This is a genomic window from Methylocaldum sp. GT1TLB (assembly GCF_051027445.1).
In the GTDB taxonomy this organism is placed as follows: domain Bacteria; phylum Pseudomonadota; class Gammaproteobacteria; order Methylococcales; family Methylococcaceae; genus Methylocaldum.
The window spans coordinates 2,432,416-2,456,709 of the sequence record NZ_CP194898.1 but is presented as its reverse complement, the minus strand read 5'-3'; the positions used below and the strand labels follow the sequence as shown (position 1 = coordinate 2,456,709).

17 protein-coding genes are annotated in these 24,294 nt (G+C 56.3%); 5 read left to right on the top strand and 12 right to left on the bottom strand.

All coding sequences use genetic code 11. From position 1 onward, the window contains the following. Window positions 1-31 precede the first annotated feature (31 nt). From ACR2R1_RS10540 to ACR2R1_RS10510, 7 genes are all read right to left on the bottom strand, one after another. Window positions 32-181, bottom strand: a complete 150-nt coding sequence (locus ACR2R1_RS10540) for a hypothetical protein (protein WP_434114071.1) — start codon at window positions 179-181, stop codon at window positions 32-34. Continuing rightward, entirely contained in the window at window positions 156-2,576 is a 2,421-nt protein-coding gene (locus tag ACR2R1_RS10535; protein WP_434114068.1) for an ATP-binding protein, read from the bottom strand. Before ACR2R1_RS10535 ends, ACR2R1_RS10540 begins: the two co-directional genes overlap by 26 nt. 51 nt (window positions 2,577-2,627) lie before the next feature. Next, window positions 2,628-3,095, bottom strand: a complete 468-nt coding sequence (locus tag ACR2R1_RS10530; protein WP_077731232.1) for an FKBP-type peptidyl-prolyl cis-trans isomerase — start codon at window positions 3,093-3,095, stop codon at window positions 2,628-2,630. Between the two features lie 518 nt (window positions 3,096-3,613). Next, on the bottom strand, window positions 3,614-5,335 hold the full coding sequence (locus ACR2R1_RS10525; protein ID WP_240502571.1) for an ABC transporter ATP-binding protein: 1,722 nt from the start codon (window positions 5,333-5,335) through the stop codon (window positions 3,614-3,616). Window positions 5,336-5,765: 430 nt separating this feature from the next. Then, entirely contained in the window at window positions 5,766-5,951 is a 186-nt protein-coding gene (locus ACR2R1_RS10520) for a hypothetical protein (RefSeq protein WP_077731230.1), read from the bottom strand. Between the two features lie 173 nt (window positions 5,952-6,124). Continuing rightward, window positions 6,125-6,829, bottom strand: coding sequence for an endonuclease/exonuclease/phosphatase family protein (locus ACR2R1_RS10515; protein ID WP_434114066.1), 705 nt, complete (start codon window positions 6,827-6,829; stop codon window positions 6,125-6,127). A gap of 10 nt (window positions 6,830-6,839) precedes the next feature. Further along, on the bottom strand, window positions 6,840-8,912 hold the full coding sequence (locus tag ACR2R1_RS10510) for a VTT domain-containing protein (RefSeq protein WP_168175467.1): 2,073 nt from the start codon (window positions 8,910-8,912) through the stop codon (window positions 6,840-6,842). Between the two features lie 883 nt (window positions 8,913-9,795). On the opposite strand from ACR2R1_RS10510, the gene ACR2R1_RS10505 reads away from it, so the two are divergent. Both ACR2R1_RS10505 and ACR2R1_RS10500 read left to right on the top strand, forming a co-directional pair. Next, window positions 9,796-10,410 carry a response regulator transcription factor gene (locus tag ACR2R1_RS10505; RefSeq protein WP_166642602.1) on the top strand — a complete coding sequence of 205 codons (615 nt, stop codon included), beginning with the start codon at window positions 9,796-9,798 and terminating at the stop codon, window positions 10,408-10,410. Window positions 10,411-11,209: 799 nt separating this feature from the next. After that, the gene (locus ACR2R1_RS10500; protein ID WP_434114062.1) at window positions 11,210-13,627 is read left to right on the top strand and encodes a PAS domain S-box protein; all 2,418 of its coding nucleotides are present in this window, start codon (window positions 11,210-11,212) and stop codon (window positions 13,625-13,627) included. Here ACR2R1_RS10500 and odhB read toward each other — a convergent pair. Together odhB and ACR2R1_RS10490 are read right to left on the bottom strand one after the other, a co-directional pair. After that, window positions 13,613-14,863, bottom strand: a complete 1,251-nt coding sequence (gene odhB, locus ACR2R1_RS10495; protein WP_077731224.1) for a 2-oxoglutarate dehydrogenase complex dihydrolipoyllysine-residue succinyltransferase — start codon at window positions 14,861-14,863, stop codon at window positions 13,613-13,615. The two genes, ACR2R1_RS10500 and odhB, sit on opposite strands and share 15 nt — an antisense overlap. Continuing rightward, window positions 14,838-17,690 (bottom strand): 2-oxoglutarate dehydrogenase E1 component, encoded by a 2,853-nt coding sequence (locus tag ACR2R1_RS10490; RefSeq protein WP_434114059.1) that lies wholly within the window; start codon window positions 17,688-17,690, stop codon window positions 14,838-14,840. Before ACR2R1_RS10490 ends, odhB begins: the two co-directional genes overlap by 26 nt. 701 nt (window positions 17,691-18,391) lie before the next feature. Here ACR2R1_RS10490 and ACR2R1_RS10485 point away from each other — a divergent pair. After that, a complete protein-coding gene (locus ACR2R1_RS10485) occupies window positions 18,392-19,597 on the top strand; it encodes an EAL and HDOD domain-containing protein (RefSeq protein WP_077731222.1) in 1,206 nt (401 codons plus the stop codon). A gap of 125 nt (window positions 19,598-19,722) precedes the next feature. After that, complete coding sequence (moaA, locus tag ACR2R1_RS10480) at window positions 19,723-20,724, top strand: GTP 3',8-cyclase MoaA (RefSeq protein WP_077731221.1); 1,002 nt, start codon at window positions 19,723-19,725, stop codon at window positions 20,722-20,724. 123 nt (window positions 20,725-20,847) lie between these two features. Here moaA and ACR2R1_RS10475 read toward each other — a convergent pair whose 3' ends face one another. The 3 genes from ACR2R1_RS10475 to moaB all read right to left on the bottom strand — a co-directional run bounded on the left by ACR2R1_RS10475 (window position 20,848) and on the right by moaB (window position 22,563). Further along, window positions 20,848-21,054 carry a DUF6494 family protein gene (locus tag ACR2R1_RS10475; RefSeq protein WP_077731220.1) on the bottom strand — a complete coding sequence of 69 codons (207 nt, stop codon included), beginning with the start codon at window positions 21,052-21,054 and terminating at the stop codon, window positions 20,848-20,850. A gap of 224 nt (window positions 21,055-21,278) precedes the next feature. Then, entirely contained in the window at window positions 21,279-21,959 is a 681-nt protein-coding gene (locus ACR2R1_RS10470; RefSeq protein ID WP_077731219.1) for an NnrU family protein, read from the bottom strand. Between the two features lie 82 nt (window positions 21,960-22,041). Then, the gene (moaB, locus tag ACR2R1_RS10465; RefSeq protein ID WP_156880752.1) at window positions 22,042-22,563 is read right to left on the bottom strand and encodes a molybdenum cofactor biosynthesis protein B; all 522 of its coding nucleotides are present in this window, start codon (window positions 22,561-22,563) and stop codon (window positions 22,042-22,044) included. Window positions 22,564-22,880: 317 nt separating this feature from the next. Here moaB and ACR2R1_RS10460 point away from each other — a divergent pair, with 317 nt between their 5' ends. Further along, complete coding sequence (locus ACR2R1_RS10460; protein ID WP_086134476.1) at window positions 22,881-24,248, top strand: TolC family protein; 1,368 nt, start codon at window positions 22,881-22,883, stop codon at window positions 24,246-24,248. Window positions 24,249-24,294: the final 46 nt, after the last annotated feature.

The window sequence follows — 24,294 nt, the reverse complement described above, 5'->3', positions numbered from 1 at the left end:
AGATAATTCTTGACATAAGATCCGGGCAGGGTTACGAGGCCTTGGCGCGTGCCGGCTTTGCATGTGAACCGGTGTCGGCGTAGCGCCAGGTCAGGCCCAAGGATTTTTGCAGGCTGTTCAGCAAATCCCCGAGATCTACCGGCTTGGTGATGAAGTCATCGAAGCCCGATGCCAGGCACATGTTCTCTGATGTCATCGAACGCATGCGCGGTGACTGCGATGACTTTGACGTTTTGCCCGGATTCCGTCTGCCGTAAATGTTTGACCGTTTCTGCCCCATCCATATCGGGCATCAAGAGATCGATCATGATCAGGTCAGGTTCGAAAAGCGCGAACTTGTCCAAGCATTCTCTGCCGTTCGAGGCCGTTTCTATGACAAAATCCAGTGATTCCAGAAGCGCCGACAGCATCGTCAGATTATCCGGATTATCGTCGACGATCATGATCCGTCGCGCTTTTCCGGTGTAACCAATGACCTGATTCTCATCGGCTTTCGGTTTCGACGGATTCGATGCTGCCGGCAACGCCAGCGAAACCGTAAAAACACTGCCTTGGCCGCGAGTGCTTTGCACGTCGATTTGTCCGCCCATGGCATCCACCAACCGCTTGCTGATAGCTAGCCCTAAGCCTGTTCCTTCCGTAGAGTCGTGATCGGCCACTTGCTCGAAGGCCAGGAAAATTCGTCCCATATCCTCTTCGGCGATACCCTGGCCGGTATCTTCAATCCGGAAATAGACGGTTTCTCCATGACTGAAGACTTTCAGAGCGGCATACCCCTGATGGGTGAACTTTATGGCGTTGCCGAGGAGATTGATGAGTATCTGCCGTAAGCGCTTTTCATCACCGATAACGTATTCGGGTAGAGTCGCGGCCTTTTCATAGATAAAACCAACGCCCTTATTTATTGCTCGGAATTCGAACATCTCGGCAATGCCGTCGAGAAACTCTACGAAATGGAAAATGGAATTTTCCACCTCCAGTCGCCCCGCCTCGATTTTGGATAAATCGAGCAGATCGTTGATCAATGTCAGCAAATGATGTCCGGAGCGGCCGATATAACCCAGATATTCCTTGTGTTTTGAGGTGAGATCGGTCTGTTTTTGAAGCACCTGGGTAAACCCGAGTATTCCGTTCAAAGGAGTTCTCAACTCGTGGCTGATGTTGGCGAGAAACTCGGTTTTGGCGCGATTCGCGGCTTCGGCGGCCTCTTTTGCTTCCTTTAGGGCCAGTTCGCCTTGCTTGCGTTCCGTAATATCGACCCAGGCGCCGATCGCTTCGATCATGTTTCCCTCGGAATCTCGAAGCGATCTAAGCTTGTCGTGAATCCACCGGTACGAGCCGTCCTTGTGTCGAAACCGGTATTGATGCGTGAGTTCGCCTTGACTAATCAGGAGGCTTTGATTTTCCAGAGCGGCAGCACGGTCGTCCGGATGAACATGATCGATCCAGAAGGTCTCGTCGCAATACCATTGGTGCGGTTCATAGCCGGTCACCAGGGTTATGGTTTCGCCCATGAAATCGACCTTGAAGGGGCATTCCGGATTGCCCGTTCGGGAGAGTATGTAAATTACGGATGGGCTGGTATTGACGATATATTCGAGCCGATTCTGGGATTGCTCCAATTTCTGCTGTTGGGTGCGCAGAGCAAGCTCAAGCTGTTTGTAGTCGGTGATATCTGTGAATACCGCTTGGATCAATTTTTTTTGATTGAGCTGAATGACCTTGGTGGTGACGCGGATATTCCGTACGATGCCGCTTTTTGTAATATGCTCGGTTTCGAATACATCTTCCCCGGTATCACGAGTTTTCTCGATATGTCGTCTGATGTCCTCTTCCGATTGCTGCCGATCGATATCGCTTATTCGCAGTTTCCGGAATTCGTCACGCCTATATTCGAGATTTTGGTGAGCCTTCGGATTGAAGTCGATCAATTTGCCGCTTTCGATATCCATCAGCACCAGCGCATCGGGCATTTGCTCGAATAACGTGCGATAGCGGCTTTCCGATTCGCGTAACGATTCCTCGATGCGGAGGCGCTCCAAGATTTCGTCCTCGAGTTGGGCGTTTGCTTCGACCAGTTGCGCGGTGCGTTGCTCCACCATTTTTTCGAGATTGGCGTTTAGTTGTCTGATTTCCTGCTCCTTCCCTTTGCGCTCTTCGATCTCATGCTGCAACTGGCGGTTTGTCTCTTCGAGCTTGGCAGGACTCGGGAGTTTGAGGGCGTGGGGAATCAGCGGCCAAAGCAGGACCGAGGTCGCGATCGAGACTAGGCCGGTAAACAGTTTGACGAATCCTTCCAGCACGTAATTGGGATGCCAAATCGTCCAGATTTCCATTAGATGCGTTGTCCCGCACGCCATGATGAAGATGCCGAACAGGACAAAGATCGAGCGGAACTCAAGGTCCCGCCGCTTGAGGACGAAGAAAATCAGTGCCGCGGGGATGGAATAATAAGCCGCCGTAATCAGCGAATCCGATAGGACATGAAGAAGCAGCAAATCGGAGCGCCAAAGAAGGCACGTCCCGTGAGGTATGAAATCTTTGATCGTCTGAGAATCGAAGAGATTTTCGAACATGGTAGGCTCACTTGAAGTGAAAACCGCATCCGGTTGCGCAGTCAGATCCGATTAAGGATTAACCTTTACCAGTTCCACATCGAAGATCAGAGCCGCGTTTGGCGGAATCACGCGGCCTGCGCCACGTTCGCCGTAGGCCAGTTCAGGGGGGATGAAAAAGCGGTATTTGGCGCCTTCCTTCATGAGTTGCAAACCTTCGGTCCAGCCGCGAATAACCCCGTTCAAAGGAAAACTCACGTTTTCGCCGCTGTCGAATTCCTGGCCCGAGATCAGGCTGCCGCGATAGTTAACGGTTACGGTGTCGGTGGCCTTCGGTGAAAGGCCGTTGCCCTCGCTAAGGATCTGGTACTGCAACCCGCTCGCGGTACTCAAGATGCCGGGCTTTTTCTCGTTGTCGACCAAAAATTTCAAGCTTTCCCGCTTGTGTTTTTCTGCATCGGCAGACGGCGAAGGGGTGCAGCCGGACAGCCCGAATATGACAAGAGCAACTGCTCGGGCAAAAGATCCGAGTTTCTTCATAGTGTTTACACTCCATTTTAGGTTTGATGTGCGAACCGGATGCCGTGTTGGGCGCCTCGAAAAAACTACTTGCGGCCCGAGTCCAAGACGTCCGGACAAATCCGCCGAAAGCGACCATTCCGCAGGGAGCGGAATGAGACGAACCGCGTTCGTCCGAAGGGCAAAGTCCACGGAAGGACATTGCCAATTTGGACTGCCAATGGCAGGCCCCGTTAAGGGCGGCTCCCACGGATGGGAGCCGCGACACAGGAACCGGAGTGTACATGGAGTACATGAGGATTCCGCAGTCCTGTGCGGCGTACGTCCCTGTGCCGCAGGACTGTCCGAGCACGCGCAACACAGCAATCGGGCCGCAAGTAGGTTCTTCGAGGCGCACTGTCGCACGGGCTCCAATGCGCGGCATATTGTCGGACAAGAAAAAAAGCCGAGTCCGAATAGCAGCTCGAATCATCGAGCGAACCACGTTTTTACTCGGCTGGGCCTGCTTCTGCAAGAGTGGCGTCAAGTAAACAGTCTCGCTACTGCGCTGCATAACGCGAGAGATCTGTGCTCGTATCGGGAAGAAAACCCCCTGCCTGCATGGTCCACAATTTGTGGTAAAAGCCTTTTGCTGCAAGCAATTCCCGGTGATTCCCGTCCTCGACGATGCGGCCTCGGTCGAAGACCAGGATACGGTCGAGATGCGCGATCGTGGATAAGCGGTGGGCGACGACGATGACCGTTTTTTGGCCCATTAGCCGATCGAGATTGTCCTGAATCGCCTTTTCCGTTATCGAATCGAGACTGGACGTAGCCTCGTCGAGTATCAAAATCGGCGCGTCTTTGACCATGACCCGGGCAATTGCGATACGTTGCCGCTGGCCGCCGGACAACTTGACGCCGCGTTCGCCCACCAGGGAGTCGTAGCCGTCTTTCATGCCGTCGATGAACTCGTCGGCGCGCGCCATTCGCGCTGCGGCGGCGATTTCGGCATCTTCGGCGTCCGGCCGTCCGTAACGTATATTTTCCCGCAGCGAACGATGGAATAGGCTGGGATCTTGGGGAATCAGACTGACTTGCTCGTGAAGCGAGTCCTGGGTTACGTGAGCGATGTCGGTGCCGTCGATCAGGATCTGACCGCCTTGAGGTTCGTAGTAGCGGAGGATCAGCCCGACGAAGCTGGATTTTCCGGAGCCCGAGAATCCGACCAGGCCGACCCGCTGACCGGGCTCGATGACGACGCTCAACCCGTCGAATACCCACTGTCCCGGCACATAGCCGAACCGGACATCGCGGAATTCGATCCGTCCGCGCGTTATTCGCAATGGTTGTGCCTTTGGCGTATCAACGATGTCATGGGGTCTGACGATGGTGGTGACGCCGTTGCCGACATTGCCCACATATTCGAAGAACTCCAGAAAGCGGCGGCTGAGATTGCGGGCATCACCGATGATCAGAAGCGCCAGTCCGGCGCTCATCGCGAAGTCGCCGACCCCGATCAGACCTTGGTCCCAGAGCCTCAAGGCGAAGTATATCGTGCCTACCTTCAAGGCAGCCGCGGATATGAACTGAAACCAGCGCACCCGCTCCATGTACCAGAAAGTCCGGCGCCCGGCTTTGACCTCCGTTTCGAGATAACGGTCGAGATAATCCCGCTCGTGACGCAGTCGGGCGAACAATTTGACATTCAGGATATTAGTCACGGAGTCGACGATTTTGCCGTTCACTTGGCTGCGGGTTTCGGCATAAGCCTGAGCGTAAGGACGGCAGCGTTTGGCCAGCCAGAACGATACGCCTACGTAGACCAGCACCCAGGCCGCTACGAACCATCCGAGATTATCGTGAGTTCTCAGCAGCAACGCGACGGACACGGCGAATACGACTCCGACCGGCCAGAAATCGAAGAGAATCGCCCAAGCGGTATGATTGACGCTCATGGCGGTTTCGGTGATCCGGTGCGCGAGTGCGCCGGCAAAATGCCCGCTGAAATACCGGACGGAATGGTGCTGCAGGTAGGCGTACAGTATTTGCGTTGTCCTTTTGCGCAAGCGCGGTCCCACCATGATCAGACAGGCGCCGCTGGCCCGGCTGAACAGGATTTCGGCGATATTCAATGCGGCGAAAAGCATCAAGGGCGTTTTCAAGCGCTCCGTCAAGGGAATCGAATCACCGCTTGCCTCGGTCACGCCATCGATGATTTGCCCGATGGCGTAGGGTACGAGGATGTTGCTCATGGCCTGTCCCGTTTCCAGAATCAGCATCAGCAGAAACCATCCACGAAACCCTGCCATACAGTGAATAATGAAGCGAACGCTGGTATTCGGCAGAGCGGGGGCGTCAGTTGCGCGTTTAAAAGCGAACCTTGTCGAATCGTTCATGATGAAGGCAGTGTGTTTGGGGAAACGGTGGCGGCGGTCAGTTTCAGGGCGACTCAGGCGCTATCTATCCGCACGAGCCCGGAAAATCTCGTCGATTACTGCTTTTGGGGCAAGAGGACAACTCTGTCGCGAAAGTCGCAAGACAGGCGTTGTTGACGACATGAGCGGCGGGCGGACTACGCCCGCGTCTGTGGTTAGCTTCGTTGCCCGAACGGATCGGGCAACGAAGCGAGGCGGAGCCTCGGGTCCTCGGGATTATAGGGATAGCCGAAATGCTCGGACGAGTGGGGTCGCGTCAATCCGTAAGCATTCGCTAACGGGCTTGCGCGTGGAAGCCAGACTCGAAGCCGATCGAATGGGGGCGTTCATAGCGGTCTTCGTTGTCTGCATCCATTTCGTCATCGGGTTGAATCCGGATATCCAGCCTATCAACATCGTCTGCCCATTTGTCTAAAAGCGCTGGCAGACTCTTCCTCAAATAGTCTCCTTTGATTCTCATGGTACTTTCCTTATTTTGAGTGAGTTTGCGAATTAAGTCCTGCACCTCGGCAAAGCCTCGGTAGTCAATTTATAAAAAAATTCAAGTCGCAGGTAAATCAGAATTCCTTATGAATATCGAGTTATAGATAAGTAACTATGAGTCATTCCTGAGACAGTGAACGTAAAAAAACCTTACGGATTCGAGCTCGAATCCGCCGGTTTCAGTACTGCCCGCAAGGGCAGATGATCGGAGGTTTCGCGCGCCAGAGGCGTTGAGTATGCCGCAATGTCCGCAAGAAGCTCGCGGGGTTTGACCCAAATTCGGTCGAGAGGGAACAGAGGAAATATGGACGGGTAAGTGGCGATATCGGGTATGTGTCCGAAATGGTTGCGCAGCCAGCGAAAAGGCCTTCCCCATAGAAACCACTCGTTCAGATCGCCGAAGAGAAGCGCGGGCGGCGGGGCATCGGCCAGTATGCTCAGAAGCCGGGACATTTGTTTCCGCCGTTCGCCGGGAAACAATCCCAAATGAGTCCCGATCGCGCGAAGAGGCCCGCAAGGACTGTCGACCGACAAATCGATCGCTGCACGGGGTTCCCGGTGCGGTATGCTGAGATCGACACGCCTAATGTTACGAACCGGCAGCCGGGTAAGGATGGCGTTGCCGTAGTGCCCGTTGCGGCGGAGCAGCGTCGGGCCCGGAACGGCCCGGTAGTGCAGACGGGAGGCGAAATGCTGAAGCAGGTCGAGAGCGACTTCAGGCTCCCATTGCAGTTCCTGGAGCGCGATGAGGTCGGCATCGAGTTCCCGAATGATGGTCAGGACTCTCTCCGGATCGTAACGTCCGTCTCGTCCGATGCAGTCGTGAACATTGTAAGTTGCAACGACTAACGACATGCCGGACCCGTTACCCGATCGAGCCGCCGGCGCATGCCGTGTTTTCCGCTTCGCGCCGACGCAGCCATCGGTGCGTAGCGAATGCGGCAGCCCCGATAATGGCGGCGGCGGCGACGAGCAAGGCGATATTGATCGGACTCGGGTGATGGACCGCAGCAGCCAAGCGATCCGAAAAAACCGTGATGGCCATGGCGCCGGGGACCATCCCAAAGATCGTTCCCAATAGAAAGTCGCGGAAACGGATATGGGAGGCTCCCGCAACTAAATTGACCACGGTGAACGGCGCGACGGGTATCAACCGGACCGTAAGCATGGCCAGCAAGCCACGATGACGCAGCCAGCGGCTGAGCGTATTGAGTCGGGCGCCGCCCAGGCGCCGCACGATATCTCGACCGAAAACGTGGCCGAGCGCAAAGGTGAGAGAGGCACCTACCAGTGACCCGAGAATCGCATAAACAAAACCCGTGATAGGACCGAACACAACTGCCGTCGTGAAGATCACCAATGTGATCGGTATCGCTGTTATAGCGGCAAGTATATAGGCGCCGATGACCCATACCGGCGTTGCCGGAGTCCGTTGCAGTGTGCGTCCGACATTGATCAGCGTCTCCTTGTCGAGCCATTCGTGCAGTGGTCCCCAGCGCCACGCGGCCGCAAGCGCCCCGATAGCTGCGAGCAGGCTGAGGGTGGCGGTAATCCGTTTGCGGGCGGAAGGCCGGTGTTCCACGGGGATGAGTTCGTCGATCAATCGATCGGGATCGATGGGCGCTTCCGGATCGACTACGCTGGCCTGGGGTAGAAGGGCATCGGCCTCGGGCGATACTTCGCCTTCAAGGTGCCGAAGCGTGTGCGGGTTTCCCCGTAAGCTTTCTATGGCGACAATCAGCGAGCCCGCCTGTCTGATAGCCAGTTCCATTCGATCCGTTCCGACGCCCAAATGCTCGGCCAGCAAGCGATTTCTTAAACCTGTAATCGCTTTTGCCGTATTTGGCTCGGTCGCTTCGATGGCAAGATTGCATTCCGTGTCCAGCCCCATCGAGCGATTGTTAAGATTCGCCGAGCCGACGAGCGCAAGGCGGTCGTCCACCACCATCAGTTTGGAATGTACGTTGATGCACTGATCGTTCAGCCCATCGCAGTCGGGATAATAGATCCGGAACTTGCCATGTCGGTCGGCTGCGCGAAGGCGGCGAAGCAATCGAGCCCGCAAGACTTCCATTGTCGTTTGCTCGAGCCAACCGCCGCCGGTCAGTCGCGATACGACGACGATCTCCGGCGGATTCGGCTCACGAAGTCTCAATTCGAGCAGAGCGCCGACCGAAGAAGCCGTCAGATACTGGTTCTCGATATAAATCGTGTTCTTCGCTGACCGGATTGCATCGACGTACAGTTCCCGGAGTTCGAGAATTTCGACACCGCCGTTGAACCGTGGGACCGTTCGGACGATTGCGACATCGACATCGCTGATGTCCGGGACGATCGACGGGGGCCAGGGATCGGTTCCGGCATCGCTGTCGGCACGGAGTTGGTTGCCTGTCGCATTGCGCCAGCGCTCACGGGCTAACATGCCGAGCGCCGCAGCTGCTTCTCCGTCCACCATCATCTGCACATCGTGGACCGGGGCGTAGGCTTGGCCGTTGGATCTTCGACGGTAGGGGGCGTTGGGTTCATGGTCCGGCGTATCCCAACGTTCCTGGGCGAGATCCATGCCACCGACAAAGGCCACGGCGTCATCGATCACGACGATTTTCTGGTGGTGCGAGGCACCGACCGGATGCCGGCCATCCAGATAAAAGTGAAGGTGCCGATGTCTTTGCCAGCCAAGCGTGTAAATCGGCAGGACTTCGCGGCCGGGTGCATAAAGCATTGCGAAGTCCCAATTCAAAATATAGACATCCAATCCGCGGCGGTCTTCGATAAGCGCTTTCAGAAAGTCGCCGAGCTGGATCGGAAATCCATCGCTGACGCCGTCTTGGGCTAACTTGGTTCGGCTGTCGATATCCCAGCCGATGATGAAAATAGATCGCTGAGCACGAGTCGCTGCCGCTCGCAAGGCCGGAAAATACGCCGAGCTGTCGATCAAAAATGAAGCTCGACGGGCGCGGGCAATTCGCCAACAGTTGCGTCCAGGTTGCAGTATGCGGTTCTCGCCTTCTCGTTGGGCATCGAAATTCCTCATTCTTGTCCCTTGGTGGTGATCTAAAGGCATTGAAAATTGCCGGAGCAAGTCTGCCGGCTTGTATGATCGAGATCGCGGAAACAACGGTCGGATCTCTTTTTAGAGTGTTTGACAAGCTCTAGCCCGCATTTCTCACACCCTCTCGTCGCGAGGGCGTCGAGACGATGCTGTGGGCGCTGCATGGACCGAGCGACGGCGAAGGCGTAGCCGGCACATCAGGCTGTAGGATGTGCCGACGAAGGAAGGGGTGCGACTAAAGCAACCGTTTGCGATTGGAAGGGCGGCTCCGGTGCTCCAGGAGATGCCGTTTGCGATTGGAAGGGTCGCGACTAAAGCGACCGTTTGCGATTGGAAGGGTCGCTTCGGCGCTCCCGAAGCGACCGTTTGCGATTGGAGGAGTGTGAGAAATGCGGGTTAGCGGCTAGCTTTCCAAACAATGCGGATTCGATTGTCTAAACGAAAGGGGGGCGGGTTCAATTCGGCGTTGCTGTAGCCGTTTGCGAGGTGCGGGATGGGTTGATCGCTAAGATGCATGCTCTTCGCTTCGGAAAAACGATCCGCTGTCTCTTCGTGATGCAGCTTGTCATTCTTACGAATATGGTCTCTCGAAACCGATATAGACGTAAGCCTAGGTTTACAAAGCTGTATTTGGGGAGATAGGATAACGTATTCATCGATCATATTTCGGGCCGGTTTGGCTGCATATTCGTATATACAAATGCATGACCTTCATGGAAAATACCGACCGCATACCCTCGAAACCATACTAATTGGAAAGGCGTTAGATATGGCTGTTAATGGACTAACAGTTTTCATCGTCGACGATGACCCCGACGTGTGCGATGCCTTGGCAGCGCTACTGAGGGCTGAGGGATTTGTTGTTGAAACCTACCTGTCCGGGCCTGATTTCCTGGCTTCGGTGAAGCCCGAGCAACAAGGATGCCTCATTCTGGATATCAATCTCCCGCAAATTTCCGGGTTGGATTTGCAACAGATCCTTACTGAGAGGGGATTTAACCTTCCTATCATTTTTCTGACGGGATTTGGCGACGTGCCCAAATCGACAGCAGCCTTCAAGGGTGGAGCCGTAGATTTTCTTGAAAAGCCCGTCGATGCCGACGTCCTGATACCGGCGATAAGAAACGCACTCGCTCTCAGTTATCAGCGTTACGAAGAAAAGTCGCGTCAGCACGAGCTTGATGCTCTATACGCTAATCTGACACCGCGTGAAAAGGAAATTTTGGTGTACCTAGCACGTGGCTATTCGGCCAAACAGGTCGGCAAGGCATTGGGCATCAGTCATCGTACCGCTGAAATCCACCGTGCCCGCATTATGGAGAAGCTGGGCGTTCAGTCACTCGCCGATCTCGTGGCACTCGCGATTCAGATGGGAATCCGTTAATCGTCACGACGAGATTTGACCGGGCGAGCCATACTTGGGCTGAGTTGGTACGGTTTGTAGCGGGTTGATGACTGTCGTTTGGCACGACAGCGTTGGCTTGTGTCGCCGCTTGGGAACCAAAGCTTGTCGCCTATTTGCGAAACCTAGAAGCGTTGCGCTCCAGAATCAGTTCCGGCGTCGGTTAACCGAACGTCACCATCAGGAGCCTATTCCAGTAGGCCATAGAAACCCTTTGACAAGCTTCGAGCGAACGGCTTATTCCATTCGGCATTCGAGTGAACATTACGTAGGGTGGGTTAGCGGAGCGTAACCCACCGATTCGAGGTCGCTCGGTGGGTTACGGCCTCGCGGCCTAACCCACCCTACAAAAATTAATGCCTTATTGAAAGCGATTTGGAATTACTGGCATAGGCCGTAAATTCCTCTTGGTTCTGCGTCACGGGTCCTTTTGGTAGCAGATAAGGCAGAGAGCGTAATCCAGACATACGTAAGAGTACGTACATTCGAATCGGCGTTAGACATCGTACTCTACGGCCACAGAGCGTTCAGGTCTTTCATATGAGCCGAAATGTTCCAATAAACTCGGCGTGACTGAACGAATCGTTCTTATCTTCGAAATATAAGCTACCGATCGTCGCAGCCTGACCGCAGTGCCGCGATGGCCGTTATTCAATCTGTAGCTGATACAAATACGTAGGAGCTTTTATCGTCCATTCCGTCATCGTATTCGGGTTGGGATGGATAAATGTGCTTAGGACTTGGCAAGTGTTGCCCGGGGTTATCGGAATGGAGGTCAGGCGTGTCCAGCTTCAATAAATCCAGCGAGACGTTGAAGCCCAGCAATCCATTCGCCGTTCTTAAGCCCTATATTGCCGTGCTCGCCTCTCTGATGGTTATCCTAGGGTTGATCGCCGCGACCCATGCGATGAACCGACCGGCTCCGATCAGCCTATTGCTGCTAATTCCGGTTGCCGTGGGTGCCTTCCTAGGCGGATTCGGCGCCGGGATATTGGCGCTGATTCTCGGGCTGGCAGCGGATCATTTTCTTTTCGGAGAATCCGCTTTCGGCATCCAGCGACTTTTTCCCTATATGGATGAACAGGTTCGGCTCGTATTTTTCGTAGCCGAGGGGCTGTTGCTGAGCGGGATCGGTCACTGGCACCGGCTTTCCAGATTCCAAGCCCACGAGTCTGCGCGCCGCCAACAAATGCTGGAGCAAGAAATCGTGCGTCGCCGGAAATTGGAGGAGTCGGTGGTGCGCAGCCAGCGTGCCGTCAAATCGCAACTTGCAGAAATCGAGGGTATTTATGCCACGGCGCCGGTAGGTCTCTGCTTTCTCGACCGGGATCTGCGCTTTGTCCGAATTAATCGTCGGCTTGCCGAAATTCATGGAGTTCCCGTGGAAGCACATATCGGGCGGGACATACAGGAGGTGGTACCGGAGGTCGGTCGAGCAATCATTCCCTTACTGCGGCGGGTGATCGTATCGGGCGAGCCGATTCTGGAAAAAGAGATTTCAGGGACAACGCCGAACAGTTCTCAAACACAGCGGGTTCTGCTGGCGAGTTTTTTTCCGATAAAAGAAAACGATGGCTTTGTGTCCGGCGTAAATGTTGCCGTTAAAGATATCACCGGGCAAAAGCGCTTCGAGGACACGCTAAGGGAAAGCGAAGAAAGATACCGGCTTCTCGCGGAGGTGTCTCCTCTCGTGATCTGGACGGCTGCGCCGGATGGCACTTTGGTCTACGCAAGTCATCATTGGCTCGAGTACAGTGGTTTGACCTTGGAACAGAGTCGTGGGCAGGGATGGACGTCGGTATTGCACCCCGAAGATCGCGAGCGAGTATTCACCGAGCAGCCGGAGGCGCTAAGAAAAAAGCGCCCTTACGAGACAGAACTCAGATTCCGCTGTCATCGGATCGGAGAGTATCGCTGGCATCTCATCCGCGCTTTGCCGCTTTGCGACGAACGCGGCGAGGTCCGCCAGTGGGTGGGTATCGCTATGGATATCCATCAAATGAAATGCGGTGAGAAAGCATGGAGGGACGGTCAAGCACGCCTGCTGCTGGCCCTCGAAGCCGGCCGCATGGCGGTGTGGGAGCGTGATTCGTCGAGCGGCGGAATAACGTGGCTGGACCCGACGGATATGCATTCAGCTATCGGTTTCGAGAACCAATTTCTGGCCTGGGTACGGGATATCGCGGAACGGAACTTGCCCTCGGTTCCCGAGAGCGGCGATCAGCCCGCCGAGAGCTATAGCCAGGAATTCCACATTGTCTCGCCGGATGGACAATTGAACTGGGTCGAAGCGCGGGGACAGCATGTTTTGGGCAACCGGGAGAGCGGCCGGAGACTGGTTGGCGTTCTTTCCAATGTTACCGACCGGAAACGCGCGGAAGAGAGCTTGCGTCACGTCAAGGAGGTTGAAGAAGCACTGCGCGAGGCCGATCGAAGAAAGGACGAGTTCATTGCCCTCTTGGCTCACGAACTCCGGAATCCGCTCGCGCCGATTTTGACTTCGGCGCAATTATTGAAACGGCGTGGCTCGGAACGGCCGGAATTGCTCGAATCGGCTACCGATAGCATCGAGCGCCAGGTTAAATATTTGACTCGGCTGATCAACGATCTTTTGGATATATCGCGGGTCGCGAGGGGCAAGTTACAGCTGAGTTTTGAAGTCACCGATATGGCTTCGGTGATCGCCCATGCTATCGAAGTCTGTCGGCCGGTGATCGAAAAGAACCAGCAGGAGTTGGTGCATAGTGCAGCCGGCCAGCCGATTTATCTTTGGGGCGACCCGGCACGGCTCTCGCAGATCATCGCCAATCTATTGATGAACGCCGCAAAATTTACGCCTGTAAAAGGCCGGATAGAGTTGGCGATGAAGCAGACGGGACGGGAAATCTCGATTAAGGTGAGAGACAACGGCATCGGGATTGAGCCGGACGCGCTCGAACATATCTTCGAACCCTTCGTTCAGTTCGAACGGCCGCTGCATAGTGGCCATAGCGGACTCGGTGTCGGCTTGGCTCTCGTAAAAAGCCTGGTGGAGATGCATGGCGGTAAAATTTCGGTGGCTAGCGCCGGCAAAGATCAGGGCGCCGAATTTTCGATTCGATTGCCTTTGTTCGACCAATCGTCCGGGCGAAAACCAGATCGGACCGAGGCCGAGGACGAGGCGCAGCCTATTAAAGCCTTAGCTTCAGATCTTCAGTAGCAATCTGACCGGATCTTCCAGCAGTTCCTTTAACGTGAACAGAAAAGTCACGGCTTCGCGGCCGTCGATGATGCGATGATCGTAGGAAAGGGCCAGGTAGATCATCGGTCGAATCACGATCTGTCCGTCCTCGACCACTGGCCGGTCCTTGATGACGTGCATGCCGAGAATGGCGCTCTGCGGCGGATTGAGGATCGGGGTCGAGAGCATCGATCCGAAAATGCCGCCGTTGGTGATGGTGAACGTGCCGCCGCTCAACTCTTCGAAGCTGAGTTTGCCGTCCCGCGCTTTTTGTGAAAAATCGATGATCGCCTTTTCGATTTCGGCGAAATTGAGACGGTCGGCGTCACGCAGGATCGGCACCACTAGCCCGCGATCGGTGGATACTGCGATGCCGATGTCGTAATAATCGTGGTAGACGATGTCGTTTCCGTCGATCGAAGCGTTGATGATCGGAAAGCGTCTGAGGCCTTCCACCGCCGCCTTGACGAAAAAGGACATGAAGCCCAGCTTGATCTTATATTCCTGCTCGAAACGTGCGCGGTGCTGATTCCGCAGGTCGAAGATCTTCTGCAGATTGACTTCGTTGAATGTGGTCAATGTTGCGGTCGTGTGTTGCGCCTCGATCATGCGCTCTGCGATGCGGGCTCGAAGCCGGGTCATCGGCACACGTCGTTCGCCCCGGCCTTCCGTCGCTCTGACCTCGGGTCTCTCCTTCGGTGCCGGCTCCGGCCTCCGAGCCGGCGCAACCGCTTCGACGGTCTTGCGTTTTTGCGATTCCAGATAATCCAGGACGTCCTGCTTGGTCAAACGGCCCTCGCGTCCCGTGCCTTTTATCTGCGCCGGATCGAGGTTATGCTCCATGATCAGCCTGCGTACCGAAGGTCCCATGGGTTGGGCGAACCTCACGGGTCTGGGTACCGCCTCGGGCACAGCCGCCGGTTCCGGCTTTGCCGGTATTTCCGGGGGCGCGGCAGTTTCGGCGACCGCGGGACGGGCCTCTGTTTCAATGACCGCCAGAAGCTCACCGCTCCCGACCACGTCACCCTTGGCGTGTCGGATTTCCTGCAGCACGCCGTTGTCCGGCACGGGAACTTCGAGGATCACCTTGTCGGTTTCCAGGTCGACGAGAGTCTCGCTTTTCTGCACCGTATCGCCCGGCTGTTTACGCCAGTCGAGCAAGGTCGCGTCGGTGATGGACTCGGGCAGATTAGGCACGGTGACTTCGATGCGCATGAACTATTCCTAAAGGCTCTTGACGGGGCACGGTTCCAAACAATGCGTCTTCGACAACTTTCTTCTGCTGCTCCAAATGCCGGTGGAATTGGCCTACGGCGGGCGCAGCAGACATCGGCCGTCCAGCATAGCTGAGGACGATGTCCTTTTCCAGCAGGCTCAGGAAGCGGTGCTTGATCTGGTGCCACGCGCCCTGATTTTCCGGTTCTTCCTGACACCAGATCAATTCTTTCATTTGGGGGTAAGCCGCCAGTTCCTGCATGAAGAGATCGTAAGGAAAGGGATAGAGCTGCTCTATGCGGATAATGGCGACGTGGTGAAGGTTTTCCTTGCGCCGAGTCTCCAGAAGATCGTAGAACACCTTGCCGGTGCAGAGGATGACGCGGGTGATCTTGGCCGGGTCATGGGCGTCGATTTCGCCGATGATGTTGCGGAAGCTTCCGTCCGACAATTCTTCCAGCCGCGACGTGGCCAATTTGTGCCGCAGCAGGCTTTTGGGCGTCATGATGATCAGCGGCTTCCGGTAAGGTCGCAGCATCTGCCGGCGCAAAAGATGAAAGATCTGAGCCGGTGTCGTCGGCACGCACACCTGAATGTTCTGTTCGGCGCATAGTTGCAGATAGCGCTCGATCCGGGCCGATGAATGTTCGGGGCCCTGGCCTTCGTAGCCGTGTGGCAGAAGCATGGTCAGTCCGCTGAGCCGTCCCCATTTGGTCTCTCCCGAGGTGATGAATTGATCGATCACAACCTGGGCATTGTTGGCGAAGTCTCCGAATTGGGCTTCCCAAATGACCAGGGTGTCAGGCTCGGAGCTGCTGTAGCCGTATTCGAACCCGAGCACGCCTTCTTCGGACAGCAGCGAGTCGTAAATGTAAAAACGCGCCTGGTTGTCGCTGAGGTTCTGAAGCGGAATATAGGTATCGCCGGAATCTTGGTCATACAGAGTTGCGTGACGATGAAAAAACGTTCCGCGTCCCACGTCTTGACCGGTCAAACGTACGGCGTAACCCTCGGTCAGCAGCGAGGCATAGGCCAGAGTTTCAGCATATCCCCAGTCGAGAGGTATTTCCCCGGCCGCCATTTTGCGCCGGCTTTCCATGATCGCCGCCGCACGCGGATGAAGGGCAAATCCCGGCGGAATGCCGATCAGTCGCTGCGACAGGTCTTGAATCGTTTTCTGTGGCAAACCTGTATCGCAGGGCAGCGTCCACTCGGTGCCGAGGTAGTGATCCCAGCGGGTTTTGTAGTAGCTCATGGCGTCGTGAACGATCGGCCGGAGGAATGTTTCGTCTTTCTTCAGACCATTTTGGTAATCCTCCTCCATGCGCTGGACGACGTCGGGGGTTACCACTCCTTCGGCGATCAATCGGTCGGCGTAAAGCTTCCGAACCGGCGGATGGTTGCGGACAAACCGGTACATCGAAGGTTGAGTCACAGCCGGTTCATCCGCCTCGTTATGCCCGTGGCGGCGATAGCAGATAAGATCGATCACCACGTCTCGCTTGAATTTCATCCGATAATCGAGAGCGAGCCGGGTGACATAGAGCACCGCTTCGGGATCGTCGCCGTTTACGTGAAAAACCGGCGCCTGAATCATGTTCGCAACATCGGTGCAATACAGCGTGGATCGGGCATCGAACGGGTTGCTGGTGGTGAAGCCGATCTGGTTATTAATGACGACATGTATGGTTCCACCCGTCGTATAAGCACGGGTTTCGGCCATGTTGAGCGTCTCCATGACGACGCCTTGCCCCGCAAAAGCGGCGTCGCCGTGAATCAGGACCGGGAGTACGGCGGTCTCGCCGTCTTCGTCCTCGCGCCGGTCCTGGCGTGCGCGCACGGAACCTTCCACGACCGGATCGATGATTTCGAGATGCGAAGGATTGAAGGCCAGGGCAAGATGCACCATGCCGCCGCCCGTTTCGATGTCCGATGAGAAGCCCATGTGATATTTCACGTCGCCTGCGCTGGCATATGGCGGTGCGTTCGGATATATGCCTTCGAACTCCTGAAATAGCGAGCTGGGCTTTTTCCCAAGGATGTTGATGAGCACATTCAGCCGCCCTCGGTGGGCCATGCCCATCACGATTTCCTTGGTTCCTTTTTCGCCTGCCCGCTGGATCAGATCGTCCAGCAGCGGAATCAGGCTTTCCGCTCCTTCGAGCGAGAACCGCTTTTGGCCCACGTACTTCCGATGCAGGTATTTTTCTATACCCTCGGCGGCGGTAAGGAGCTTCAGCATCCATTTCTTTTCCTCGGCACTGAAGTTTCCGCGGGCGCGCGTGCTTTCCAGCCGCTTTTGGATCCATCGCTTGATGTCGCTGTCGACGATATGCGTGTATTCCGCACCGACGTGACCGCAATAGGTCTGCCGCAGCATCGAGAGAATCTCGCGCAATGGCAGCCGTTCCGGGCTTCGCAGGATGTCGATGTAAAACGGACGGTCCAGCTCATCTTCGCTCAGCTCGTAATGGGCAGGGTCCAAATCCTTCAGCGCTGCCGGGGGGGATAGCTTTAACGGGTTGTTGTCGGCGGACTGATGGCCACGGGTTCGGTATTGATAAATCAGCCGGTCTACAGCGGATTGCTTGCGCAGCATTTCTTCCGCTTCGGATTCCCCGATTGCCGCTTTGACGACGCGGCGCTCTCTTTCGGCTGCGGGCTCCTCTCTTGTCAATTCGTGCTGGATCGACCGGAATTTCTCCCGCCAGCTTTCATCGACGGACTCGGGATCCCGCAAGAATCTCTCGTAGAGATCTTCGAGAAAACCGACGTTGTCTTCGCTGAAAGCCGATGCGTCTTTAAAGAGTTGTAAGAGCTTATTCATTAGGTTGTCTCGTGTGTCCGTCCCGTTCTTTGAGATTTTAAACGAAGGTCTTGCGCCTACCGTGTGGTGGTCAGTCCGTTTGGCCAGACTGTGGGACGCGTATACGTATGCGTATACTTAAAGACAATTTTGAGCCGAGTTTTATCTCCGATAAAGCCCGGAAAATTTCCTGCTACCAAGCTGCCGGAGGGACCGACACGGCACCGGTGCCGTCGTTTCTCGCCATTGCGGCAGTCCGTTGTTTCCGTCCACGTCCGTCACAGTCTAAGTCTACGTTATTAACCCGGCTTCTAAATTAGGCCGGGTTAATCCGGGGCGGCGATCAGCCGCGTGAGCTAGGCCTAAGCGTGTAACCGGCCTGGGCGGCGGCCCGAAAGACCAGGAGGGTATTTACGGGTCTGATCGATATTAACCCGGCCTATAAATATAGGTCGGGTTAATCCGGGGCAGGGATGCCCCGGCGCGGCGACAAGCCGCGTGAGCCCAGGCCGGGCGTGTACCGGCTTGGGCGGCGGCCCGAAATACCAGGAGGGTATTTACGGGCCTGATTAATAAATTATTCCGGAGCAGGCTAAACGACCGGTAGTCGGCCGATTTTGGTCGTCATTCCACGCGGCGACAACACGTCGAGCGCATGAAAGTTTCTTGTGCTAGCCTCTTGCTTGGTTTCATTTTGGACGAAATACGGTGGGGGAGACAGTATGTTCGATGGGTTGATCGGCCGTGTGCCCATATACACGCACACTCTCGATGTATACGGCTACGAGCTTAGCTTTTGCAGCGGTGAAGCTCTGAGCGTAGGGACCAAAGACAGCGAAGATCGGTGGACCGAAGCGGTGCGGCAGGCCGGCCAGGCGCTGGATTTGAGAGATTTGGTCGGCGATAGCCGAGCGATGCTCCGGGTGCCGTCCACTTCTTTAACCGTATGCGAAGGATTGGCCTGGCCGAAGTCCCAGGTGGTTCTGGCGGTATCGGGAGACGTCTTGAATGATAGTGCGGCGGAGGAAACCGTATCCCGCCTGGCCGACGAGGGTTTTACCATCGCGCTTCATAATCCGTCCTGCGATTTGGTCGAACTTAGGCGCGAGGCCGACTTCGTATCGATCTGCTCCCTGGATGCCAGAAAGCTGAACGGTTTTAAGATCAGTTGGACGGCCCGCCACGACCAAAATCTGCATCTTCTGGTGAGAGACATAGAAACGCCGGACGAATACGATCGTTTCCGCAAGCTGGGTTTCGATTATTACGAAGGCATGTTTTTCGAGCGGCCCCGACATTTGCGCAGTTGCGATATACCGGGAAACCGCCTGGCCGTGCTCGAACTGCTTGCGCGGCTCCAAAGTCCAAAGGTCGACGTCGCCGAGGCCGAGGCGATCATCACGCGCGATATGACCCTGAGTTATAAGCTGCTCCGATTAGTCAATGCCGCATTTTTCGGTGTGACGAAGCGGATCGACTCGATCCGCCGGGCCGTGATTTTCTTCGGCGTACAGCGGATCAAAAACTGGGCGTCGGTCATTCTGGTCAATTCCGTCGATTACCGCCCGCGCGAGTTGCTGACCACGGCACTGGTACGGGCGCGAACCTGCGAGCTGCTGGCCGAACGAATGAAACGGCCAAATACCGAGCTTTATTACATAACCGGGTTATTTTCCCTGCTGGACGCCGTCATGGACGTTCCCAAGGAGGACATTCTGCGACACTTGAACCTCGATGACCGCATCGATGAGGCGCTGCTGCATGGTAGCGGCCCGATCGGCGATGTGCTCCGCGCCGCGATTGCATTCGAGCGCGCCGAGCCCGGTGAAATTCAGGGTTGCAAGTTTGAACAGGGCGTACCGGCGAGCGCTTACGTGGAATCGATCCGCTGGGCGACGGACGTTCGAAAGGCGCTGGAGGTTTCTTAACCGGGACTTTATGAACGGAAGAAGATGGAGATGAAATCCTGAGTGATTTGCTTGGCTATTGGGCCGCCTTCGTGGGAAAATCGTGATTTAAGCTTTCGAACCTACCCGATCGGAATGACTAGACTATGGCGGCTTTACCCGCGCAATTGATAGACCGCTTCGGGCGGCGTATCAGTTACGTTCGCATTTCCATCACCGACCGCTGCGACTTTCGCTGCATTTATTGCATGAGCGAGGACATGGCTTTTTTGCCCCGCGCTCAGATCTTGACGCTCGAGGAAATCCTGGCCGTCGCCACGGCGTTCGTGGAACTCGGCGTCGAAAAGATACGCATCACGGGCGGAGAGCCCCTGGTGCGCAAGGGCGCGGTCGATCTATTGCAAGAAATCGGCAAGCTGCGGGGCTTGAGAGAGCTGGTTTTGACGACCAACGGATCGCAGCTGGAAAAAACCGCATTGCTGCTGAAGTCCGCCGGAGTAAAGCGCATCAATGTCAGTCTCGATTCGCTGGATGGCGACCGGTTCCGGAAGATGACCCGGATAGGGGACTTGGATCAGGTGCTCCGCGGGATCGACGCCGCGCTGGATGCCGGTTTCGAACGACTCAAAATCAATGCCGTCGTGCTCAAGAATCGCAACCATGACGAGGTGAGCGATCTGGTCGACTATGCGATAGCCAAGAACATCGACATCAGCTTCATCGAAGAGATGCCGCTGGGCGCGGTCGATGGGCACGACCGTGCCGAGGAGTATTATTCCAGCGACGACATCAAGCGGGATCTCGACCGGCGTTTTGTCCTGCTGCCCACGCCGGAAACCACAGGCGGACCTTCCCGTTATTACCGCGTGTCCGGCACCCACACACGTGTGGGGTTCATATCCCCGCACAGCCACAATTTCTGCGGAACCTGCAACCGCGTGAGAGTGACGGCCGAAGGCCGGTTGCTGCTCTGTCTGGGCAACGAACACTCGATAGATCTGAAACGGGTCTTGCGAGCCAATCCCGGCGATATGCACAAGCTGAAACATGCGATCGTCGATTCGATGGCGATCAAGCCCGAACGGCATTATTTCGACATCAAGGCACAGCCCGTTATCTTCCGCCACATGAACGCTACCGGCGGCTGAGCCCGCCGTCGAGGGGCGGCGCGCTAGAGCGTTTTTCATCGCTTTATAGCGGCGTGGACGGGGACACCGCCCGTACCCATTCGTAGGTCGGCAATCCTTTGCCGACGAACGTGTTTGAAGGAACTACTCCAGAGCGATCTCGCCGTCTATGACGTGATGGATGTTCAGGGCCGGAACTTCCAAGGTCATCTTGACGGCGAATTTCTCGTTTCCGACGAGCTTGCCGGCTTGCAGCGCGTCGTGCACGGCCAGCTCGATCTCCCGCTGCGAAGTCACACCGACCTTTTTCAGGAACTTGCGGATGTCCATGTTGAAAGTATCGTCGTTCATTGCCGTGACTCCTTAATTTCAAGAATCTCAAGTTTCGATGCAAAATTTCGGGACTTGATCCCGGTGCTGTTATTAACCCGGCCTATCAATATAGACCGGGTTAATCCGGGGCAGGGATGCGCCCCGGCGCGGCGACCAGCCTCGTGAGCCAAGGCCTAAGCGTGTAGCGGCCTGGGCGCCGGCCCGAAATACCAGGAGAGTATTTACGGGCCAGATTAATAAACTCAGAAGAGCGGCGAAACTCCGAATAGTTTGCTGTGGAAATGCAGTATTGCGAGATAAAGCACTACGGCCAGCGTGATGCGCCACCAACCGATCTCGGTCAATTTGAGCTGATTGCGCCCTTCTCGGATGGCGTTGAAAGGTATATTGGATGTAACGGCCGTGAATTTCGCCCATTGCTCTCCGAAGTGCCTTTGACGCTTGGCGTCTATCGAGCGGGTTCCACCTATCGTTAGGATCAGCAAGGACCCGAACAGTACGAGTGCTGCGGCATCGCCGTTGGCGATCAGGTGCACGATGGCCCACAGGCCGATTCCCCAAAGAAAGGGGTGACGGGTGATCCGCAGAATGCCTCGTGCCGGCTCTGCTTCAGAGAGTAGAGACTCACCGTTTACCGCAGTCGGATTGGGTGTCGTTAAGCCGACGACAGCCAGGAAAAAAGCGACCAGCATCAAAAGCGCCGCGACGGGTTTGAACCACGCGAGCTGTCCCCAGGTTTCGATGTAAGGCGCACGGCGGTAGGCGTAAATCAGCCAGACTAGGCCGAGCAGCGAAAGGCTGGAAAAACCGATGCGGTAGATCCGCTCGCCGTATTTCTCGATCAGCCGATCCCGCCATCGGGTGCCGGCGATCAAGAAATGAATGCCGACGAAAAACAAGGCGGCAAGCGTAAGCTGGGTCATGAGGATGCTCCGGATTCGAGTTGGCTGCGGTTCATGGGTGTTTACTTAAGTTGTCAGCGTCGTCGCGCACTCCCTGTTCGGCTCATTTCTCCAGCAAGCGGGGCATCAATTCCACCAGATTGCACGGACGGGTACGGTAATCGAGCTGATCTCGAATGAGCTGGTCCCAAGCGGTTCGACATGCGCCCGAAGAGCCCGGCAGACAGAAGATATAGGTCCCGTTGGCTACCCCGGCAACGGCGCGGGACTGAATCGTGGACGTCTTGATATCTTGATACGAGACGGCGCGAAAAACCTCGCCGAATCCGTCCAGAGTCTTGTCGAACAGGACTGAAACCGCTTCCGGTGTGCCGTCCCGTCCGGTCACGCCGGTGCCGCCGGTGGTGATGACGACCTGTATCGTCTCGGAGGCGATCCATTCCGATACCACGGCGCGGATTCGGTAGATGTCGTCGGCTACGATGCGTTTATCCGCCAGGCGATGTCCGGCGGCGCTTAGCCGGTCGACCAGGGTTTTCCCGGAAACATCGGTGTCTTCCGTGCGCGTGTCGGATACCGTCAATATCGCGATGTTGAGGGGAACGAAATCTCTTTCCTGGGACATTGAGATGCTTTCCTGTGGTACGTGTTGTAAATTCCGTTCGTGAAACGGTCGGTGCCCTCTTCATTCGCGCGCGCGAGACTGCGGGCAGAGGGGCGAACATTAAAAAGCTATCGAACATCCCGAGGGGGTGCAATCCTTTCGAACAGGATGCGGACTTGATTAAATATTAGCAAATGCTTATATTTTCGCTTGTCCATGATCGAGCGGTATTCGCATTACGGAGTGTGGCGACAGATCCGGGGTAGGCATTCGAGTTTCGAAGCACTTGGCGGTTTTCAAGCATCAAGGCGCAAGACGATGAGGAGCAAAGGCAGGATATGAGTTTGAAGCTTTTCCAGTCGAGACTTTTGGCCGCGGGTTCGACGCTCTGTCTGATACTGATCGGAGCCGGGTCTGCCGCAGACGCGCTGGCGGAAACAAGCGCTCGCCATCCGCTCAAGCTGGAGGAAGCCATCGATTTGGCCTTCGAGCAAAATCCCGATCTTCTCGCGGCCGCCGCCCGGATCGGCGAGGCCGAGGCCAAGGTTGCCGAAGCCGCCGCGAACTTCTATCCCAAGCTTATGGCGCGGGTCGGTTACGCCTATTCCGACGATCCTTCCCAAGCCTTTTCCTATATCGTGGCACAGCGTCGTTTCAACTTCGGCGTGGATATCAATCATCCGGGCTGGGTGGAAAACTTTCGCCCCGAGATCGTCGGCACCTGGTCGTTGTATCGAGGCGGGCAGGATAGTTATCGGAAGAAAGCCGCCGAATTGGGCGTCGAAGCGGCCGAACTGGAGCGCTCGGCGATTCGCAACCGTCTGGCTGCGGCAGTGACGGCGGCGTATTACGCGCTGCTGTCCGCGCCGCAGCAAGTGGATGTGGCGCGCCATTCGATCGAGGCCGTCGAGCGCGAACTGGAGCATACCAAACATCGGGTGGCGGAAGGCATGGCGCTCAAGGCGGACGTTTTATCCTTGGAAGTCCGCGCGGCGGAGGCCCGCGAGTCCGAGTTGAAGGCCCAAAACGCCATCGAATTGTCCCGTTCGGCGCTTAAGACGCTCCTCGGCATCACGACGGGCGAAATCCTGGAGCTGCGCGAACCCGCGGACAGACTTGCCGACCATCCAGCTCAAGATTATGCGCGGCTGCTGGATCAAGCCTTGGCCCAGCGTCCCGAGATGCAGGCCGCGATACATCAGTCGCAGATCCGGCGCGAGGAACTTCAGGCCGAACGGGGAGCGCGCTGGCCGCGGGTCAATGCCTACGCTGCTTACGGTCAGAACAGCCGCTCGCCGGATTTCGCGTTCAGCCGGGACAACGTCACCCTGGGCGTCAACGCCGAGGTGGATCTATTCTCGGGCGGCGCGGTCAGCGCCCGTATCGCCCAGGCGGAACGCCGGCTGACCGAAGCTCAGGCCCTGGAGCAGCGCACCCGGCTGGAGATCGGGGATGAAGTCCGGCGCGCCTATACGACCCTGGAAGAAGCGCTGCAACGCCTTAAAGTGGCCGAAGCCGGCGCTGCCGCCGCCGACGAGGCTCTGCGACTGGTCAATGAGCAATATCGAGGCGGCGCTGCTACCGTGACGCGGTATCTGGAAGCGGAAACCGATCGTGCCGATGCCGCCCTGCGCGTCATCGTCGTCCGTTACGAAGCGGAGGTGGCGCAAGCGCAGCTGAAGAAGGCGGTGGGACACTGGCGGTAAAGTCTCCGGACAACCTGTTCTTCAACCCCCGCTCTGGCCGGCTTTC

Excerpts from the sequence above, each read along its gene's own strand:
- ACR2R1_RS10525 (WP_240502571.1), bottom strand. The coding sequence starts at position 5,335 with ATGCTGATTCTGGAAACGGGACAGGCCATGAGCAACATCCTCGTACCC.
- ACR2R1_RS10520 (WP_077731230.1), bottom strand. The coding sequence starts at position 5,951 with ATGAGAATCAAAGGAGACTATTTGAGGAAGAGTCTGCCAGCGCTTTTA.
- ACR2R1_RS10515 (WP_434114066.1), bottom strand. The coding sequence starts at position 6,829 with ATGTCGTTAGTCGTTGCAACTTACAATGTTCACGACTGCATCGGACGA.
- ACR2R1_RS10490 (WP_434114059.1), bottom strand. The coding sequence starts at position 17,690 with ATGAATAAGCTCTTACAACTCTTTAAAGACGCATCGGCTTTCAGCGAA.
- moaB (WP_156880752.1), bottom strand. The coding sequence starts at position 22,563 with ATGTCCCAGGAAAGAGATTTCGTTCCCCTCAACATCGCGATATTGACG.
- ACR2R1_RS10485 (WP_077731222.1), top strand. The coding sequence starts at position 18,392 with ATGTTCGATGGGTTGATCGGCCGTGTGCCCATATACACGCACACTCTC.
- ACR2R1_RS10530 (WP_077731232.1), bottom strand. The coding sequence starts at position 3,095 with ATGAAGAAACTCGGATCTTTTGCCCGAGCAGTTGCTCTTGTCATATTC.
- ACR2R1_RS10475 (WP_077731220.1), bottom strand. The coding sequence starts at position 21,054 with ATGAACGACGATACTTTCAACATGGACATCCGCAAGTTCCTGAAAAAG.
- ACR2R1_RS10460 (WP_086134476.1), top strand. The coding sequence starts at position 22,881 with ATGAGTTTGAAGCTTTTCCAGTCGAGACTTTTGGCCGCGGGTTCGACG.
- ACR2R1_RS10535 (WP_434114068.1), bottom strand. The coding sequence starts at position 2,576 with ATGTTCGAAAATCTCTTCGATTCTCAGACGATCAAAGATTTCATACCT.
- ACR2R1_RS10505 (WP_166642602.1), top strand. The coding sequence starts at position 9,796 with ATGGCTGTTAATGGACTAACAGTTTTCATCGTCGACGATGACCCCGAC.
- moaA (WP_077731221.1), top strand. The coding sequence starts at position 19,723 with ATGGCGGCTTTACCCGCGCAATTGATAGACCGCTTCGGGCGGCGTATC.
- odhB (WP_077731224.1), bottom strand. The coding sequence starts at position 14,863 with ATGCGCATCGAAGTCACCGTGCCTAATCTGCCCGAGTCCATCACCGAC.
- ACR2R1_RS10540 (WP_434114071.1), bottom strand. The coding sequence starts at position 181 with ATGTGCCTGGCATCGGGCTTCGATGACTTCATCACCAAGCCGGTAGAT.
- ACR2R1_RS10470 (WP_077731219.1), bottom strand. The coding sequence starts at position 21,959 with ATGACCCAGCTTACGCTTGCCGCCTTGTTTTTCGTCGGCATTCATTTC.